The organism is Cloacibacterium normanense, assembly GCF_002943105.1.
Lineage (GTDB): Bacteria > Bacteroidota > Bacteroidia > Flavobacteriales > Weeksellaceae > Cloacibacterium.
In genome coordinates, this window is sequence record NZ_PTPZ01000002.1 from 325,060 (window position 1) to 341,390 (window position 16,331).

At 33.8% G+C, this 16,331-nt stretch carries 17 protein-coding genes and 3 tRNA genes; 9 read left to right on the forward strand and 11 right to left on the reverse strand.

Annotated features, from left to right (window positions below; all coding sequences use genetic code 11):
- Positions 1–113 precede the first annotated feature (113 nt).
- From C3729_RS04545 to C3729_RS04560, 4 genes are all read left to right on the forward strand, one after another.
- Entirely contained in the window at positions 114–1,514 is a 1,401-nt protein-coding gene (locus tag C3729_RS04545) for a nucleoside recognition domain-containing protein (RefSeq protein WP_104793065.1), read from the forward strand.
- Between the two features lie 96 nt (positions 1,515–1,610).
- A complete protein-coding gene (locus tag C3729_RS04550) occupies positions 1,611–2,924 on the forward strand; it encodes a TolC family protein (protein ID WP_104793066.1) in 1,314 nt (437 codons plus the stop codon).
- 125 nt (positions 2,925–3,049) lie between these two features.
- Positions 3,050–3,655 (forward strand): SprT-like domain-containing protein, encoded by a 606-nt coding sequence (locus tag C3729_RS04555; RefSeq protein ID WP_104793067.1) that lies wholly within the window; start codon positions 3,050–3,052, stop codon positions 3,653–3,655.
- Positions 3,642–4,721: a mannose-1-phosphate guanylyltransferase gene (locus C3729_RS04560; RefSeq protein WP_104793223.1), complete on the forward strand. Its 1,080-nt coding sequence runs from the start codon at positions 3,642–3,644 to the stop codon at positions 4,719–4,721. Before C3729_RS04555 ends, C3729_RS04560 begins: the two co-directional genes overlap by 14 nt.
- Before the next feature lie 37 nt (positions 4,722–4,758).
- Here C3729_RS04560 and C3729_RS04565 read toward each other — a convergent pair whose 3' ends face one another.
- The 8 genes from C3729_RS04565 to C3729_RS04600 all read right to left on the reverse strand — a co-directional run bounded on the left by C3729_RS04565 (position 4,759) and on the right by C3729_RS04600 (position 11,270).
- Complete coding sequence (locus tag C3729_RS04565; protein WP_185117725.1) at positions 4,759–5,283, reverse strand: DUF6973 domain-containing protein; 525 nt, start codon at positions 5,281–5,283, stop codon at positions 4,759–4,761.
- A gap of 108 nt (positions 5,284–5,391) precedes the next feature.
- A complete protein-coding gene (accD, locus tag C3729_RS04570; protein WP_069799756.1) occupies positions 5,392–6,243 on the reverse strand; it encodes an acetyl-CoA carboxylase, carboxyltransferase subunit beta in 852 nt (283 codons plus the stop codon).
- Positions 6,244–6,297: 54 nt separating this feature from the next.
- Positions 6,298–7,368 (reverse strand): class II fructose-bisphosphate aldolase, encoded by a 1,071-nt coding sequence (fbaA, locus tag C3729_RS04575; protein WP_104793068.1) that lies wholly within the window; start codon positions 7,366–7,368, stop codon positions 6,298–6,300.
- A gap of 74 nt (positions 7,369–7,442) precedes the next feature.
- Positions 7,443–8,309: an NAD kinase gene (locus C3729_RS04580; RefSeq protein WP_104793069.1), complete on the reverse strand. Its 867-nt coding sequence runs from the start codon at positions 8,307–8,309 to the stop codon at positions 7,443–7,445.
- 30 nt (positions 8,310–8,339) lie between these two features.
- On the reverse strand, positions 8,340–8,993 hold the full coding sequence (locus tag C3729_RS04585; protein ID WP_069799749.1) for a CBS domain-containing protein: 654 nt from the start codon (positions 8,991–8,993) through the stop codon (positions 8,340–8,342).
- Positions 8,994–9,178: 185 nt separating this feature from the next.
- Positions 9,179–10,054, reverse strand: coding sequence for a DMT family transporter (locus tag C3729_RS04590; protein WP_104793070.1), 876 nt, complete (start codon positions 10,052–10,054; stop codon positions 9,179–9,181).
- Between the two features lie 105 nt (positions 10,055–10,159).
- Positions 10,160–10,822 (reverse strand): leucyl/phenylalanyl-tRNA--protein transferase, encoded by a 663-nt coding sequence (gene aat, locus C3729_RS04595; protein ID WP_104793071.1) that lies wholly within the window; start codon positions 10,820–10,822, stop codon positions 10,160–10,162.
- 67 nt (positions 10,823–10,889) lie between these two features.
- Complete coding sequence (locus C3729_RS04600; protein WP_104793072.1) at positions 10,890–11,270, reverse strand: DUF3127 domain-containing protein; 381 nt, start codon at positions 11,268–11,270, stop codon at positions 10,890–10,892.
- Between the two features lie 164 nt (positions 11,271–11,434).
- Between C3729_RS04600 and C3729_RS04605 the strand changes: the two genes are divergently transcribed.
- The 3 genes from C3729_RS04605 (at position 11,435) to C3729_RS04615 (ending at position 11,696) form a co-directional block, all read left to right on the forward strand.
- Positions 11,435–11,516 (forward strand) — tRNA-Leu (locus tag C3729_RS04605).
- 14 nt (positions 11,517–11,530) lie between these two features.
- A tRNA-Gly gene (locus C3729_RS04610) sits at positions 11,531–11,603 on the forward strand.
- 9 nt (positions 11,604–11,612) lie between these two features.
- Positions 11,613–11,696, forward strand: a tRNA-Leu gene (locus tag C3729_RS04615).
- Between the two features lie 69 nt (positions 11,697–11,765).
- Here the strand turns inward: C3729_RS04615 and C3729_RS13450 are convergent.
- From C3729_RS13450 to C3729_RS04630, 3 genes are read right to left on the reverse strand one after another with little or no spacing between them, the layout of a single operon-like run.
- The gene (locus C3729_RS13450) at positions 11,766–12,101 is read right to left on the reverse strand and encodes a DUF6527 family protein (RefSeq protein ID WP_104793073.1); all 336 of its coding nucleotides are present in this window, start codon (positions 12,099–12,101) and stop codon (positions 11,766–11,768) included.
- Positions 12,085–13,473 carry a HesA/MoeB/ThiF family protein gene (locus tag C3729_RS04625; protein ID WP_104793074.1) on the reverse strand — a complete coding sequence of 463 codons (1,389 nt, stop codon included), beginning with the start codon at positions 13,471–13,473 and terminating at the stop codon, positions 12,085–12,087. Before C3729_RS04625 ends, C3729_RS13450 begins: the two co-directional genes overlap by 17 nt.
- 4 nt (positions 13,474–13,477) lie before the next feature.
- Entirely contained in the window at positions 13,478–14,836 is a 1,359-nt protein-coding gene (locus C3729_RS04630) for a multiubiquitin domain-containing protein (protein ID WP_104793075.1), read from the reverse strand.
- A gap of 546 nt (positions 14,837–15,382) precedes the next feature.
- Here C3729_RS04630 and C3729_RS04635 point away from each other — a divergent pair.
- Together C3729_RS04635 and C3729_RS04640 are read left to right on the forward strand one after the other, a co-directional pair.
- Entirely contained in the window at positions 15,383–15,703 is a 321-nt protein-coding gene (locus C3729_RS04635) for a helix-turn-helix domain-containing protein (protein ID WP_104793076.1), read from the forward strand.
- A 9-nt stretch (positions 15,704–15,712) separates the two neighbouring features.
- Complete coding sequence (locus C3729_RS04640; RefSeq protein WP_104793077.1) at positions 15,713–16,234, forward strand: ImmA/IrrE family metallo-endopeptidase; 522 nt, start codon at positions 15,713–15,715, stop codon at positions 16,232–16,234.
- The last annotated feature ends 97 nt before the right edge of the window (positions 16,235–16,331 follow it).

Sequence of the window (16,331 nt, forward strand, 5' to 3'; positions counted from 1 at the left end):
TTTGATGTTAAAAAAAAGTAGAAAACATTTCTGTACTTTTTCTAAAAAACTTCTGACTTCTGACTTCTGACTTCCAGCAAAATTAGTTACTTTTATCAAAATTTTTCAAGGAAATGGTTTTAAGCAGAATTTGGAGCGCATTTATTATTGTAGCCATTGTAGTGGCAAGTATTAAATATTTATTTAGCGATAACTACAAAGCAATTTATAATGATTTGGTGGTAGGAAAAAGTGGAGACACCGTTCAAATTACAAAAGTTCCTGTTCAAAAACTTTCTGCGGAAATTCAGAAATCTTTAACCGAAAATCCAGACACCGAACTAGCGAGAATTAATTATAAAAAAGATTCTACCAATCAAGTGGCTGTTTATAGAGTTCAAAAAGCGGATGGTGTAATCTCTACCAGTAAAACTGCGGTAGAAATTTCCCTTGGTTTAATAGGAATTATGACGCTTTTTATGGGTTTTATGAGCATCGCCGAAAAAGCAGGAGGCATCAATTTCCTTTCGAGAATGATTCAACCATTTTTCTCGAAATTATTCCCCGAAATTCCTAAAAATCATCCTTCTTTCGGTCACATGACGCTTAATTTCGCGGCGAATTTATTAGGATTGGATAATGCTGCAACGCCTTTTGGTTTAAAAGCCATGGAAAGTTTACAAACCTTGAATCCTGATAAAGACAGAGCTTCTAATGCACAAATTATGTTTCTGTGTCTTCATGCAAGTGGATTAACGCTGATTCCGGTTTCTATTATTGCGATTAGAGCTTCCATGAATTCTGCAACGCCAACTGATATTTTCTTGCCGACATTAATTGCGACTTTCTGTGCAACCATGGCGGCGATGATTATTGTTTCCATCAAGCAAAAAATAAATCTTTTTCAGCCTGCACTTTTGGCTTTCGTAGGTGGAATTTCGGCACTCATTGCCTTGTTGGTTTGGTTTTTAGTAAGATTGAGCAAAGAAGAATTAGATGATGTGAGTAAGCTCATCAGCAACGGAATGATTTTATTGATTTTCTTTGCCATAATTGCAGGAGCCGTTTACAAAAAAATAAATGTTTTCGATGCTTTTATAGACGGTGCAAAAGAAGGTTTCAATGTCTGTGTAAAGATTATTCCGTATTTGGTAGGAATGCTGATTGCAATTTCATTATTAAGAACTTCAGGTGTTTTTGATGTCATTATAGACGGAATGAAATGGTTTGCCCAAATTGCCAATTTAGACACCCGATTTGTTGACGGTTTACCAACGGCATTAATCAAACCACTTTCTGGTTCTGGAGCAAGAGGAATGATGGTAGACACGATGAATGTTTTTGGTGTAGATTCTTTCCCAGCGAGACTTTCGGGAATTTTACAAGGGAGTTCAGATACTACTTTTTATGTGATTGCAGTGTATTTCGGAGCGGTAGGAATTAAGAACACGCGTTATACAGTTGGTGCGATGTTGTTGGCAGATTTAGTGGGAATTGTTACTTCTATTTTAATGGCTTATTTGTTTTTTGGGTAGTATTTTTTCTAAATAAATGAACAAGAGAAGCAGAAATGCTTCTTTTTTTGTAACAAAAAACTCCATTCTTCGTCTAATTAAGAAACTTTTCATCCTATGAAAAAAATATTTTCACTCGTATTGCTATCAGCATTTTCTTTAGGGTTTTCTCAGAAGAAATGGAGTTTACAAGAATGTGTAGATTATGCTGTTAAAAATAATTTGCAAGTTATTAGCAATAAATATAATGCAGATATTCAGGCTAAAAATCTAGAAATTTCTAAAAGAGATAAATTGCCTTCAGTTTCGGGTAGTTTTAACAATAATATGAGCTTTGGAACTACGCAAGGTTTCCAAGGAAGTATCGGTAGAAATGATAATTTCAATAATAGCGCTTCAGTAGGGGCAAATATGCAATTGTACAATAACGGAAGATTGAAGAAATCTGCCGAAAAATCTCAATATGATTTAGAAGCGAGTTTGTTAGATGCAGAACGAGTGAAAAATGATATTTCACTTCAAATTGCACAGCAATATTTACAAGTTTTACTGAATAAGGAAGTAAAGAAAATCTCTGATGAAGCCGTAGCAAATGCCGAAAAAGTATTAAGCAGAGCGAAAATTACTACAGAAGTAGGAACCACGCCAAAAACAGTAGAAGCAGAAGCAACTGCAGGTTTAGCAAGAGAAAAACAACGCCAGAAATCTGCTGAAATAGATATTCAGCGTTCTCTTTTTTCATTAGCGATGTTATTGCAACTAAAAGATTATCAGAATTTTGATGTGCAAGAAGTTCCTTTGCCAAGTTCTTTGGTAGCACCATTGAATTCTACCGAAAATATTGTGGAAAAAGCTTTCGAGAATCAACCGCAAGTAAAAGCTGCTGAAACCAGAATTCTTTCTGCTCAGAAACAAACTGAAATCGCAAAAACTGCTTTTTATCCTTCCGTTTCTGCTTCTGCTGGAATTGGAACCAATTATTTTGATTCTTTAAGTAGAAGTAATGATGGTTTTTTTAAACAATATGGAGATAATTTTGGTCAACAATTAGGCGTTTCTGCAAACATTCCAATTTTTAACAAAGGGATTACCAAATTACAAGTAGAACAGGCTAAAATTTCTGAAAGCATTGCTAAAAACACTTTGGAACAACAAAAAGTAGAAGTTCAGCAAAATGTTCAGCGCGCTTATTTTGATGCCAATGCTAATTATGAAAACTATTTAGCTGCTTTAGAAGCCGAGAAATCGACCAAGTTAGCATTAGAGTTTGCAGAGAAAAGTTATGAAGCAGGTAGAGCTACCATTTATGATTTGAACAATGCAAGAAATAATTACATCAATGCTCAAGGTTCTGTTTCTCAAGCGAAATATAATTTTATTTTCAGCACAAAACTGTTGAATTTCTATGCAGGAATTCCGCTTTCTTTGTAATTGAATCGTGAATATTTTCCTTTAGAAAAGTGAATTCCGAATTTTTTAATGTATATATTTGTAAAAATTCACTCAAAGAAATTCACAGCAAAACGAATTGATTTGAAAAAATTCACTCGAACTAAATGTCTGTTTCCGTTTTAGAAAAATTTTTGCCAGAGAACGCGCTTCCTTATCTCAAAATTTGGTTTGGGAGTTATCCTTGTCATCTTAAAATTACTAAAAACAGAAACAGCAAACTGGGAGATTACCGAAAATTGCCAGATAAATCTCACCAAATTACCGTCAATGGAACACTAGAGCCACAATTGTTTTTCTTTGTGCTTACGCATGAATTGGCGCACCTGATTGCTTTTGAAAAATATGGCAGGAGAATTTCGCCTCATGGTGCAGAATGGAAGCAGACTTTTAGAGAAATGTTGCTAGAAAGTTTGACCGTTTATGCAGAAGATTTACGTCCCATTATTCAGAAATTTTCAAAATCTCCGAAAGCTAATTTTATGGCTTCTCCTGAATTAGTGAAATATTTTCATGTGCCAGAGGAAGATGAGTTATTATATCTAGAAAGCCTTATCGTTGGGGATGTTTTTGTCCTTAAAAATAAAGTTTTCGTAATTGAAGAAACAACAAAAAAGCGCTATCTTTGCCGTAATTTAAAATCTGGGCTAAAATATAAGGTAAATACATTAGCTCAGGTAAGAAAAATCGATGATCAATATGAAAAACAGTAACTACTGCGTAATCATGGCAGGTGGAATTGGTAGCAGATTTTGGCCAATGTCTACTCAGAAATTTCCGAAGCAGTTTCAAGATATTTTAGGAACGGGAAGAACCATGATTCAGCAAACTTTTGACCGAATAAAGCAAATCGTTCCTTCCGAGAATATATACGTAATCACCAATCAAGAGTACGTAGAATTATCTCATCATCAGTTGCCAGAGATTCCTCTAGAAAACATTGTTGGCGAACCTGCGATGAAAAACACAGCAGCGTGTAACATCTACATGGTGAATAAAATTGCAGATAGAGATGCAGATGCTAACATAATTGTCTTGCCAGCTGATCATTTAATTATTAAGGAGAAAACTTTTTTAGAAAAAGTAGAATTAGCTTTTGATTTAGCGAGCAAGCATGACTACCTTATCACGCTAGGAATTACACCCACACGTCCTGATACAGGATATGGTTACATACAATTTATCGAGAAAAAAGAGGAAGAAGTTTTTAAAGTAAAAACTTTTACCGAAAAACCTAGTTTAGAAATCGCTAAAGCTTTTTTAGAAAGTGGAGATTTCCTTTGGAATGCAGGGATTTTTGTATGGAATGTTAAATCAATTCATAAAGCGTTTCAAGAGTTTTTACCAGAAATGACACATGAATTTGATACTTGCGAATATAATAGTGATCAGGAAACTATTTGCATAGAAACCATTTATCCAAAAGTAGAAAAAATCTCTATAGACAATGGAATTTTAGAAAAAGCGAAAAACGTTTATGTTATTCCTGCAGATTTAGGTTGGAGTGATTTAGGAACTTGGACTTCTGTCTACGAAAACGCTGAAAAAGATGAGAACAATAATGCGGTAAAATCTAAGCATGTTCTTACCTATAATTCTAAAGGAAACATCATCAGACTTAGAAATAATAATAAAGCAGCTATTATTGACGGTTTAGAAAACTACATCGTGGTAGATACAGAGAAGGCTTTGTTGATTTGCCCAATTAGCAATGACCAGTTGATTAAAGACTACGTTTTAGACTTGAAAAATTTTAAAAAAGGAGAAAAATTCATGTAATTTTTATTCTTTAACCCAATAAAACAAAAAGAGAAACTTATGCTAAAGTTTCTCTTTTTTCGTCTATCATAATCAGTTCAAACCCGAAAGTTTCGTCTTCTCTTTTTACCGTTTTAATCTGTTGAGTTAATGCTAACAGTTGTTCTACAAAAAAACTGGTCTCAAAAAACTGTCTGTGAATGGTAGGCAATAATTGCATAAAATAATCACGCCCCACTTTATTATTATGCAAATCCATTTTTCGTTGTAGAGGCTCATTGGGAAATAAATCTTCGTGCATTTGTGTGATTTTTTCAGTCCAAATTAGCGCTTTTTTCGGGGAAGAAACCTTACAGCAATACATCATAATCAAACTGTTCCAAAGTGCGTGTCTGAAAGCATTTCCTGTACCGTGTAAACCATGTGTTTTGGGGAACAATTTTTCAGAAATTTTGTACGTTTTGTAGGTTGCGAAAAAGGTAAGAACAGAAAAAATAGGATGACTAAACCCAATAAAAAATAATTTCAAAAGGTTTTTTAAACTTAAGCTTTTTAAGACATTAAAAACAAGTTTAGGTGTCATTCTAAGGGTTTTTCTAAGATTAGTAAGTGTTTTTTTAAAAATGTTTCAAACAAAAATCGTAAAACAATTAAGTTTTACGATTTAAAATTATCTCATAGAATAAATATTCTATTTATTCATCAATAGTTTCACTGTTTTAGAAACCGTTTCTTTAATTTCTGTTCTTTTTACAATAAAATCTACAAATCCTTTTTCCTGAATAAATTCAGACGTTTGGAAACCTTCTGGTAAATCTCTACCGATGGTTTCTCTAATTACTCTAGGGCCTGCAAAACCGATTAAAGCACCAGGTTCTGCCATTATTACATCTGCAGTCATTGCAAAAGATGCGGTAATTCCACCAAAAGTAGGGTCGCATAAATAAGCAATGTAAGGCAATTTTTTATCAGAAAGTTGAGCCAACTTAGACTGTACTTTTGCTAATTGCATTAGAGAGTAAGCTGCTTCTTGCATTCTAGCACCACCAGATTGGCAGATAATCATGTAAGGAAGTTGATGTTCTATACAATAATCTACAGCTCTTCTGATTTTTTCGCCCATTACAGAACCAAGTGAACCCCCGATAAACGCAAAATCCATACAAGAAATCACCATGTCTACACCATTTACGCTTCCTCTTGCATTTCTGATAGAATCTTTAAGTTTTGTTTTAGATTTTACTTCTTTTAATCGGTCTGTATATGCTTTTGTATCTTTAAATTTAAGCATATCTACACTTTCTACATCAGGATGTAATTCTGTGAATTTCCCTTCGTCAAAAAGTATATCGTAGAACTCTGCGCTTCCTATTCTCACGTGGAAACCGTCTTCTGGAGAAACGTAATTATTTCTCTTAAGCTCGTCATGTTCTACAATCTTACCAGAAGGAGTTTGATGCCAAAGACCTTTTGGAACGTCTTTTTTCTCTTCGGTTCCTGTGGTAATATTTTTTTTCTTTCTTTTAAACCAATCAAAAGCCATAGTTATTTATTTAAGGTTAAAATTGAGGTTTCGAATTTAGTGAAATCTTTGATTTTAGCCTAATGTATTTACGTTATTTAAATCTTCAAAGGCTTTTACCAATCTATTTACGAAAGTTTCTTCTCCTTTTCTAATCCAAACTCTTGGGTCATAGAATTTTTTGTTTGGTTTTTCTTCACCTTCTGGATTACCAATTTGAGTTCTTAAATACTCAATATTAGAAGTCATGTAATCTCTAATTCCTTCTGTGTAAGCAAACTGAAGGTCTGTATCGATGTTCATTTTGATAACACCATAAGAAATCGCTTCTCTAATTTCTTCTAATGTAGAACCAGAACCACCGTGGAATACGAAGTTTACTGGTTTTTCAGAAGTTCCGAATTTTTCTTGTACATATTTTTGAGAATTGTCTAAGATTTTCGGAGTTAATTTCACGTTTCCTGGTTTGTAAACACCGTGAACGTTACCAAAAGCTGCAGCGATGGTAAATTCAGGAGAAATCGCTTTTAATCTTTCATAAGCATATGCTACTTCGTCTGGCTGAGTGTACAATTTAGAAGAATCTACATCTGAGTTGTCTACACCATCTTCTTCGCCACCAGTTACTCCTAATTCTATTTCTAGAGTCATGCCCATTTTAGCCATTCTTTCGAAATATTTAGTAGAAATGTCTAAATTTTCTTCAATTGGTTCTTCTGATAAATCTAGCATGTGAGAAGAGAACAATGACTTACCAAATGCTTTGTAATGCTCTTCGCTTGCGTCTAATAATCCATCAATCCAAGGAAGTAATTTTTTAGCACAGTGGTCTGTGTGAAGAATTACGGTAGCTCCATAAGCTTCTGCAAGGGTATGAATATGTCTAGCTCCTGCAATTCCTCCTAGGATTGCAGATTTTTGATTTTCAGTACTAAGGCTTTTTCCTGCGTTAAATGCAGCTCCTCCGTTTGAAAACTGAATAATTACTGGAGCGTTTAATTTAACTGCCGTTTCCATAGTAGCGTTTATGTTACTAGAACCTACTACGTTTACTGCAGGAAGTGCGTAATTATTTTCTTTTGCGTGTGCAAAAATTTCTGATACTAATGAACCTGTGGCAACACCTGCCGGAAATTTTCTGCTCATTTTCTTTTGTTTTATTATTGATTGTTAAATGTAAATTTCGAAATGTAAATTTAGTGAATTTTATGCTATTAATACTAATTTCTTTTGTCTTTGCCCCACAGCAATTTCTGCCTTAAGGTTTTGAAAAAGCTCAAGTCTTTTGGGTGCATTAAGATCAGTTGGAAGTCGGCTTTTTTTACCGTAATCACATCATCATTTTTCATGTGATAGAGTCTAGAATCTAGAGAAAGAGAATATTGTGGCACTCTGCTTTCTACTTTTAAGGTAATTTCTATATCGTCTCTTAAAACAATAGGTCTCACGTTAAGGTTATGAGGTGCAATTGGCGTAAGTGAAAGAATTCCGTTTCCTGGTGAAATAATAGGACCACCACAACTCAGTGAGTATGCTGTAGAACCAGTAGGTGTAGAAATAATTAAACCATCTCCCCAATAATAGGTAAGAAACTGCTCATTAATGTGCGTTTCTATCGTAATCATAGAAGTGGTTTCGTTTCTAGAAACGCTCAAGTCATTTAATGCATACGGAAAATCAATAGGAGTGCCAGAAGAAGTAACGTGCAAAACGCTTCTTTTGCTCAAATTCATTTCTTTGGTGATGATTTCGTCTATGTGACTAAAGATTTCTTCCTTGGAAAAACTTGCCAAAAACCCTAATCTACCTGTGTTTACACCGATGATGGGAATTTCTAATTCTTTGATAAAATTTAAGGCATTTAGAATGGTTCCGTCTCCACCAAAACTGAAGAAAAAATCTATTTTTTCTTGTTTTACATCTTCGTAGTTAGAAAAAGTGGAAAACTCTTTAGAAAATTCTAAATCTTTGAAGAGCTGTTCATATATAATAGCTTTTACACCTCTTTTATTAAGTTCTGATATAAACTTACTTAAGTATAAAAATGTATCTAAGTCTTTTTTCTGTGAATAAATGGCAGCTTTCAAAATAAATCTTTTTATAAAATCAAAAATACATTAAAATTCTAAATATTTTTGAAAATATTGATATCGGTCTTTGATGAGTTCTTCTTTTTCGTCGTTATAAAATTTATGAACTACGTGATAACCAAATCGGTCGAAGGTTTCGTCTATGGAGCTTAAATTATCATGATTAATTTTCATGGTAACTTGTATTACATCATCATTTACATGACTGATGAACGCTCCGTAAAATTTAGAATTGTTGCTTTCTACAATTTTGGCAATTTCGGTCATCGAAAACGATTTTAAGTTGGTTTCTACCGTTAAAACCGCTCCGTTTTCAGAAAATAAAGGATATTTCGACAGTTCATTAAAAACATCATCGTAAGCAATGTATCCTAGATATTCTTCATTTTTATTGATAATGGGAATAATATTAGCGTTAAAAGTATAGAATAATTTTACAGTATCTAATACGGTTCCGCCTTCTAAAATAGCAAAACGTTCGATGTGAATAAGAAGTTCTTCTAAATTTTTATCTGGATTTTCTTCCAAAAATTCCTTGCAGATTCCTCCCAAAAAAAGATTGTTTTTTTGTACAAAAACATGGGTGAAACCAAATTCAGAGGCTATTTCTAGTGCTTCTTCTGCTGATGAATCAACTTCAAAAGCGGGAAAATCTTTGGATATGTATTCAGAAATTAACATGTTGCAAAGGTAATTAATTCTTATCAATCAGCTAAATGACGGAAATCATAAAAAATTTTCAAACATTTTTGAATTTTATTGAAAAAAAATTTTATCTTTGTCACCTTTCATTTTTACTTTTTATTAGATTTATTTCAAACTGCATTGCTTCCTAAGGGGTTATGCAGTTTTTTTATGTAAAAATATTAGCTTTTTTTCTTTCTTAGAAAAATTAATCCTCCCAGAATAATTGCACCGCCTATTCCTTGTAAAAAAGTAAAACTTTCTCCGTCTAAGATTCCCCAAGCTACCGCCACGATTGGCATTAATAAAGTTACGGTAGACGCAAACAGCGGATTAGAAACGTTCATTAATCTATATTGTAACATCATGGCTAGTCCAGTTCCGAAGATGGATAAAGTCGCTACAAATCCCAATCCTATCATATTTTCTCTTGTAAAAGAAAACTCGTGGAAGAAATTTGAGAAATATAAAGCCAATAAAGATGGTAAAAACAAGACGTAGAAAAATACAAATGAGGACAAGAGTTTCGCAGGAATATGCGTGAGTTTTGCGCCAACTGTAGTCACGCTTACAGCGTACAAGAAAGCTGCAAAAAGTAATAATCCTATGTAAAATAAGTGTTCTGTGTTATTATCATGTCCTGAATTCATCAATAAAATCACTCCAAAAAAACTGATGATAATTCCCAAAATTTGTCGAGGAGTGGTTTTGGTTTTCCAAAATGCTGCACCTACCAAAATAACGAAAAGCGGCATCGTAGAATTGATAATTCCTGCAATACTGCTGCTGACTTTGGTTTCCGCAATAGGGAATAAGAACATGGGAATAAAATTTCCACAAAGCGCGGCTATAATCAACCATTTTAGATGTGATTTAGGGAACTTTTTGATGTTCAATAAAGCAATCGGCGAGAGTAAAACCCCAGAAATAAGAACTCTTAGCGCTCCTACTTGATACGGATTAAAATGTTCTAGCGATTTTTTTATCAAAATAAAAGAAGAGCCCCAAATCAGAGAGAGCAATACCAATAAAATCCATTTTTCTTTTTCAGGGTTCATATTTTTTTTATTTTTTGGGCGCCAATTTCCTCGTTCCGCTCTCGCTTTTTTAAAATTTGTTAATTTTAAAAAGAGCTCCGCTCAACTCGGGGCGCAATTTCTTTATTATTTTACGTTCTCGTCTGAGAAATTTTGTTTTAAAATTTTCAGAAACTCCCTTTTAGGAATTTCTTTAGCACCTAAAGAAGCTAAATGTTCGGTGTAAATTTGGCAATCAATCAGCTCATACTGATTTTTATATTTTTCTACAAAATAAATAAAACCCGCTTTACTTGCATTGCTCACTTTGGCGAACATGCTTTCTCCACAGAAGATATGACCTAAATCTACACCATATAAACCTCCCACCAATTCATCATTTTCCCAAACTTCTATGCTTTTGGCTTTTCCAAAACGATGCAGAGTGCTATAAGCTTTTATCATTTCATCGGTAATCCATGTTCCGTCTTGTCCTTTTCTTTCTGCGGCTTGGCAGTTTTTCATCACTTCTTCGAAACATTTGTTTTCGGTAAAAGTAAATTTTCCTTCTCGCAGAATTTTCTTCATGGATTTAGAAATTTTCAAATCTTCTGGAAATAATACGAATCTAGGATCGGGACACCACCACAAAATATCATCTTCAGGATTAAACCACGGGAAAATCCCGTTCTGATAAGCAAACCAGATTCTTTCTGGAGATAAATCTCCGCCCATTGCCAATAATCCTCCTTCGAAATCATACAAAGCAGGGTCTGGAAAAGCAATTTCTTCGGAATCTAGTAGAAACATATCTTATTTTAAAAACGAAATCCCACTTTTTAAAGTAGGATTTCAAATGTATAAAATTTCTATTATTTTAGAAAGGTAAATCGTCATCACCTTCGTCTGCGAAAGGATTTTCGTTTGTTGTAGCTGGAGTAGCTGCAGTAGATGGGGCAGCATAAGTAGGTTGAGCACCGTTATCTGCTACTTTTTCTAATCTCCAAGCCGTAATAGAGTTGAAATATTTTACTTCACCTTGTGGGTTAGTCCACTCTCTACCTCTAATATTGATTCCTAATTTTACAGTTTCGCCTTCAGAAATATTATCTAATAAATTAATTTTATCTGATAAAAATTCTATTGAAATAGGCTGAGGATATTGTTCCTGAGTCAATAAAACCATTTCTCTTTTTTGAAAACCGCTTGCAAAAGTCTGGGTATCAAATATTTTCTTAACCGTTCCTTGTAATTCCATATCTATTAATCTTAAAGTTGTAAAAGTAATAAAAAGAGAAAGAAAAATCTAATTTCTAAGTTTTTTTTTCAAAAAATAAAAATTTTCAAAAAAAAGTTGTGAACATTAGGAAAAAGTTTCTATATTTGCACTCACAAAAAACGAACAAAGTTCTTTAAATACTAGCGGATGTGGTGTAATTGGTAGCCACGCCAGACTTAGGATCTGGTGCCGTGAGGCGTGGGGGTTCGAGTCCCTTCATCCGCACACGAAATAGAAATGCGAAAATAGCTCAGCTGGTAGAGCACAACCTTGCCAAGGTTGGGGTCGCGGGTTCGAATCCCGTTTTTCGCTCTCCATTTTGCCCTGGTGGTGGAACTGGTAGACACGCAGGACTTAAAATCCTGTGTCCGCAAGGACGTACGGGTTCAAGTCCCGTCTGGGGTACAAAAAACGCTGTTAATCATCTGATTTTCAGCGTTTTTGCTTTTTAAGGGTGGCTAAAAGGGTGGCTGGTTAATGCCAGATTATTTTCCCTTTTATTAAATGAAAATGACTCTTACATCCCACAAACCTATCAATTGATGGGAAGAGCGACACTTTTCCATCTTCGATTTTATATTCCCAATATGGAAAATATTCTTCTAACAAATTCATATGTAACGGAGAGCCACACCCACATGGGCATAACATTACTACCTGCCAATAATTTTGATGCTCACCAATAAAATACAATTTCATAGGAGAAATTTTTTCCGGCAAGTCTTCGACAAAAGAAAACCTATAATGAGCTTCCTTCCGTTTAAAGATGGAAAAAATCCAATTATTAATAGTTCTATACAACTTTCTCATTTATTGAAAATTCTAAACGATTAAGAAGTGGGTAAACACTTCCCTTTCCAACTCTTTTGGAAAAGTATGGACAAGACTCTGGTAGCTCATCAGGAAATGTGATCGCTTCGGAAAAATTAGACCTAATCACATCAATCTCAGCATTACTCAATGTCCTATATGGATGTATCCTCGCCAACAACTCATTTACTGCTATTGAGGACATTTGCATATTTATACTAATAACAGCGGGGCTGGATTCTCCTGCTTCAACAAGGTATTGATTTCTCGCAAATTCCTCTTTGTTTCGCCTTTTTATCTCTTCTGAGGCAACCTGTTCTAAGTTATACTGTCCTCTGCTCATTAGGCTTGAACCAAATGGTTTTACATAATGGACTGAGCCAAAAAGCCCATTAATTCCTCCTTGCCCGTCAGCATCAAACTTAACCCCAATATCTATTAAAGGGATTATGTAATAAGCCGACAATAAGTCCATAATATGTCTGCCTTCAGCACTATCCACACAACCAAAAATAACATCGCAATCAGCAACCGCTCTGATAACATCTTCATTTACTAAATTAGACCTGAAAGATTCTACTTTGGTATCTAATCCAATCTCCCTCACGTGTGCTTCTAGCAAATCAACCTTACTTATTTTACTGAGGGCTTGTGTATAATTCGACCCTAATATTCTATTCAGATTAACTGTATCGAGATAATCATTATCAACTAAAACCAAAGTGCCAACTCCCAATCTTGTCAATTGTTCTATGCTAGGACTTCCTGTACCCGAACAGCCTACTACCGCAATTTTCATCTTGCTTAATAGTTTAACCGTTTTTTTACCAAATGCTTGCTCGTTTCTTTTAAATGCTTCACTTTTAACAGAAAGCTCATTATCCGAGTAGTGCCAACTCTTAATGTCACTTCCAATAATGGAAAATTGATGGACGATTTCTTCTTCCATATTTTCGTGAAAAAATCTTCCAAATAATTTTCCATCCGGTAGCATTACACAACTCGAATGTGGATAATTTGATTGAAGCCAAGAATGAACACTACTAAACAAAGCATAATCAGATTCACTGTCCAAGTCCGAGAACCTATCATACCCCGAAGGATGACAATGAATTTTCAATAATGACAAATTCTCTTTTTGAGCCTTTTCTAATAGAGGATTGATAAAATCAGTCGACCATCGTATATAGTCTTCTGTTCTTTCACAAACATCATAAGGTACAGGATAAAAATCCTGTACTAATAATGTTTGGTTTCCTTTGTAGAAATGCTTTCCACATAAAGCAATACCAACAGCCTCCATTCCGTCTCCCGGAAAAAGATGCGAATAAATGTCGGCGTGATGTTTCTCTGTAATTCTTATTCGATTCATTACATTATCTATTTAAATCTTTAGACAACCAACCATCTACCAAAGCAAGATGAGTGGATAAATTATCAACACCCGGAACCCATTCACCCGCTTGTCTGTGACGAGACCATTGCTGAAAATTTTTCCCATCTATTGTTAAGGGAGTAACACAAGAAATGGTTCTTCCATTAACCTTGCTTAAATGGGGAAAGAAATACGCCATATCAATTTGAGTTATTGGATAACTCGAATTAATCGCCAATGCAACAGTAGCATTGGTTGTGTTATAGCCTTCTGGAATCGGATAATCATAAATTAATAGATACATCACATTTCCATTGTTCAATACACATTCCCACTCAAGATTTAGAGCTTCCAAAAAATCGACATCCTCCTGTGGAAGTGAAAACTGCATTCTATTGCCTCTTCCATCTTGCTGCTCTTTGGGTTGTAAAACAAATCTAACGAGACATCTCTCCGTCAAGTCTACAACTGTATTTTCAGGAATCCTTATTGGTTTCGGATTTCCGTTCAGAAATTTGTAAACGTCGTACTTTGCAATATTGGGTTTACCTCCTAATTGAATAATCTGTTGACGAGAGATTTTACTTTCAGTTACTGTAAAATAATTCTTGTCGATTTTAATTCTGAAAGATTTTGCCGGAGGTATGTCTTTACATTCCTTTCCGTAGACCTCTACATCAGCAACATCAAGCCATTTTTCTGTTATAAAAACCAAGCCCTTACAAGACATAGTAATTAAAACATCTGGTTCATAGGCATAATGCTTCTTAGCCCCATCCCCAAATATTTGGATTAAGTAATAGAGAGTACTATCAATTTTGGCAAACTCAAGAATCTGTTTTGGGCTTAACTCTTTAGAGTCCGTCATCTCAGGCTCATCATTGATTGTATATGAAAATACCTCGGGGTCTTTTGTTATGAAATTTTCTATTCCAGAATTTGATAAATCAACCTTCTCGCTTAGAGAAATTTTTTCAAAATCACAACCTTTTAATTTCTGGTAAAGAGTAACACATTTCACATCTGTAATCCCGGCAATCTTCAATATTTCTTCCCCTGTTAAAATTTGCTTAAAAGAAGTAAATTTCCTGCTGTTCAATGTGAATTCATATGCATTCTTAACAAAGAAAACCTCAACCTCTGGACGAGCTAAGTTGACTTTCTTATCATTCTCAATCAACTCGTCCTCATATGGCGGTTTTATTTTCAAATACAAATCAACGTCCAAAGGAATGCCTCTAAGCTCTTTGAGCTGCTTCCCAGTTAGATATTGCTCGACGATATTAAATTGTTGGTCCTCGATAACGATTTTTAATGATTTTTTTTGGATGTCTAAAGCATCCTTTTTTAAATTTTGCATTATTTTGCTTTTTAAATAGTTAAAATTAATTTTTAGCCGTATGTATCATTTCAACAGCACCATATGCTACTTAGCATCGCAAATTTCCATACACTTTTGCCTCTAAACTATATTTAAAGTCAGGCTTTCCCTAGGTCAGGGAGTGTTAAAATCAGCTAAAAATTTGGATTTTAAATTTAAAAAGTAATATCTTTGAACTCCTACATACAAAATACCACTTTAAATGTCAGACCTGGCAAGGGTCATATGACATTAAATGTAAAAACCAAACTAGGCTTTTTTATAACGCCTGGTTTTTTATTTAACAAAATTGCAAATTAATTTTTCATCGACCAAATTTTTTCAAAACTTTTTTTCAATAAAAAAAGTCAATTTGGCAAACATTTTGTATAATATACTGTATGGCAATGTTTTAAATTTGATAATGCTATTGATTTTTGTTTGTAAAATTTAATTTTTTTTGAAAATAAATTTTGTTACATTAAAAATTTTTATTAAATTTAAATATAATTACGTAAGTTTGTGCAAAAATTAACCCTACTTAATATGAATGAAAACCAATTTTACGAAGTATTGGGCAGTAACATTTCCTCTATTAGGATTAAGAAGGGACTAAAACAAGAAGAATTAGCAAATCATCTTGGCTTGTCAAGACCTTCGATTGTTAATATTGAAAAAGGAAATCAGAGACCAACACTTTTTACCGTGCTTCAAATTGCACGTTTCTTGAATGTAGAAGTAACTCATTTAATTCCAGAAGAAAAAAGGAATCCATTTGAGGGAGTTAGTATATTTGGCTTAGGTATAGATAAGACAAATATACTTAACGAGAATAGTAATGTATACACTTTTCTACAATCCATTTAATAACATTATATGTCAATTTCAAAAAATGTTGTAGATTCAACTAAAACTTTCATTGAAAGAAACAAAAATTCTTTTAAATCATATCCCATTAATATAGAAGAAATTGCTCGCAATGAAAGAATAAATATTGTTGAACACGAGTTTAACGATGAGGCTTCAGGAATCTTAGTAATTAGTGATGAAAATATCACTATCGGAGTAGATAAAAATTCGGGCAATGAAAGAAAACGTTTTACTATCGCTCACGAATTAGGACATTATGTACTTCATAATGAGAGGTCTAATATGTTTGTTGATAAGGTCTTTTTTAGAAAAAAATCGGACGGATATACCTCAAAAGAAGAAAAAATTGAAAGAGAAGCAAATTACTTTGCTGCGAATATTTTGATGCCTGAGAAATTGATTTTTCAAGCAGTTTCCAATCTTACTTGTGACCTTTACGAGGATGAAACCGTATCTAAACTAGCAAAAGATTTTAATGTTAGCTCATCTGCTATGCTATATAGACTCATTAATCTAGGGGTTTTATAATTATTAATACTTCGGTAAATAATATAAAGGGATTCATTTTAAAAATGAGCCCCTTTATTATTTATAGATTGTTTATACGACAAAAAATGAAATTTAC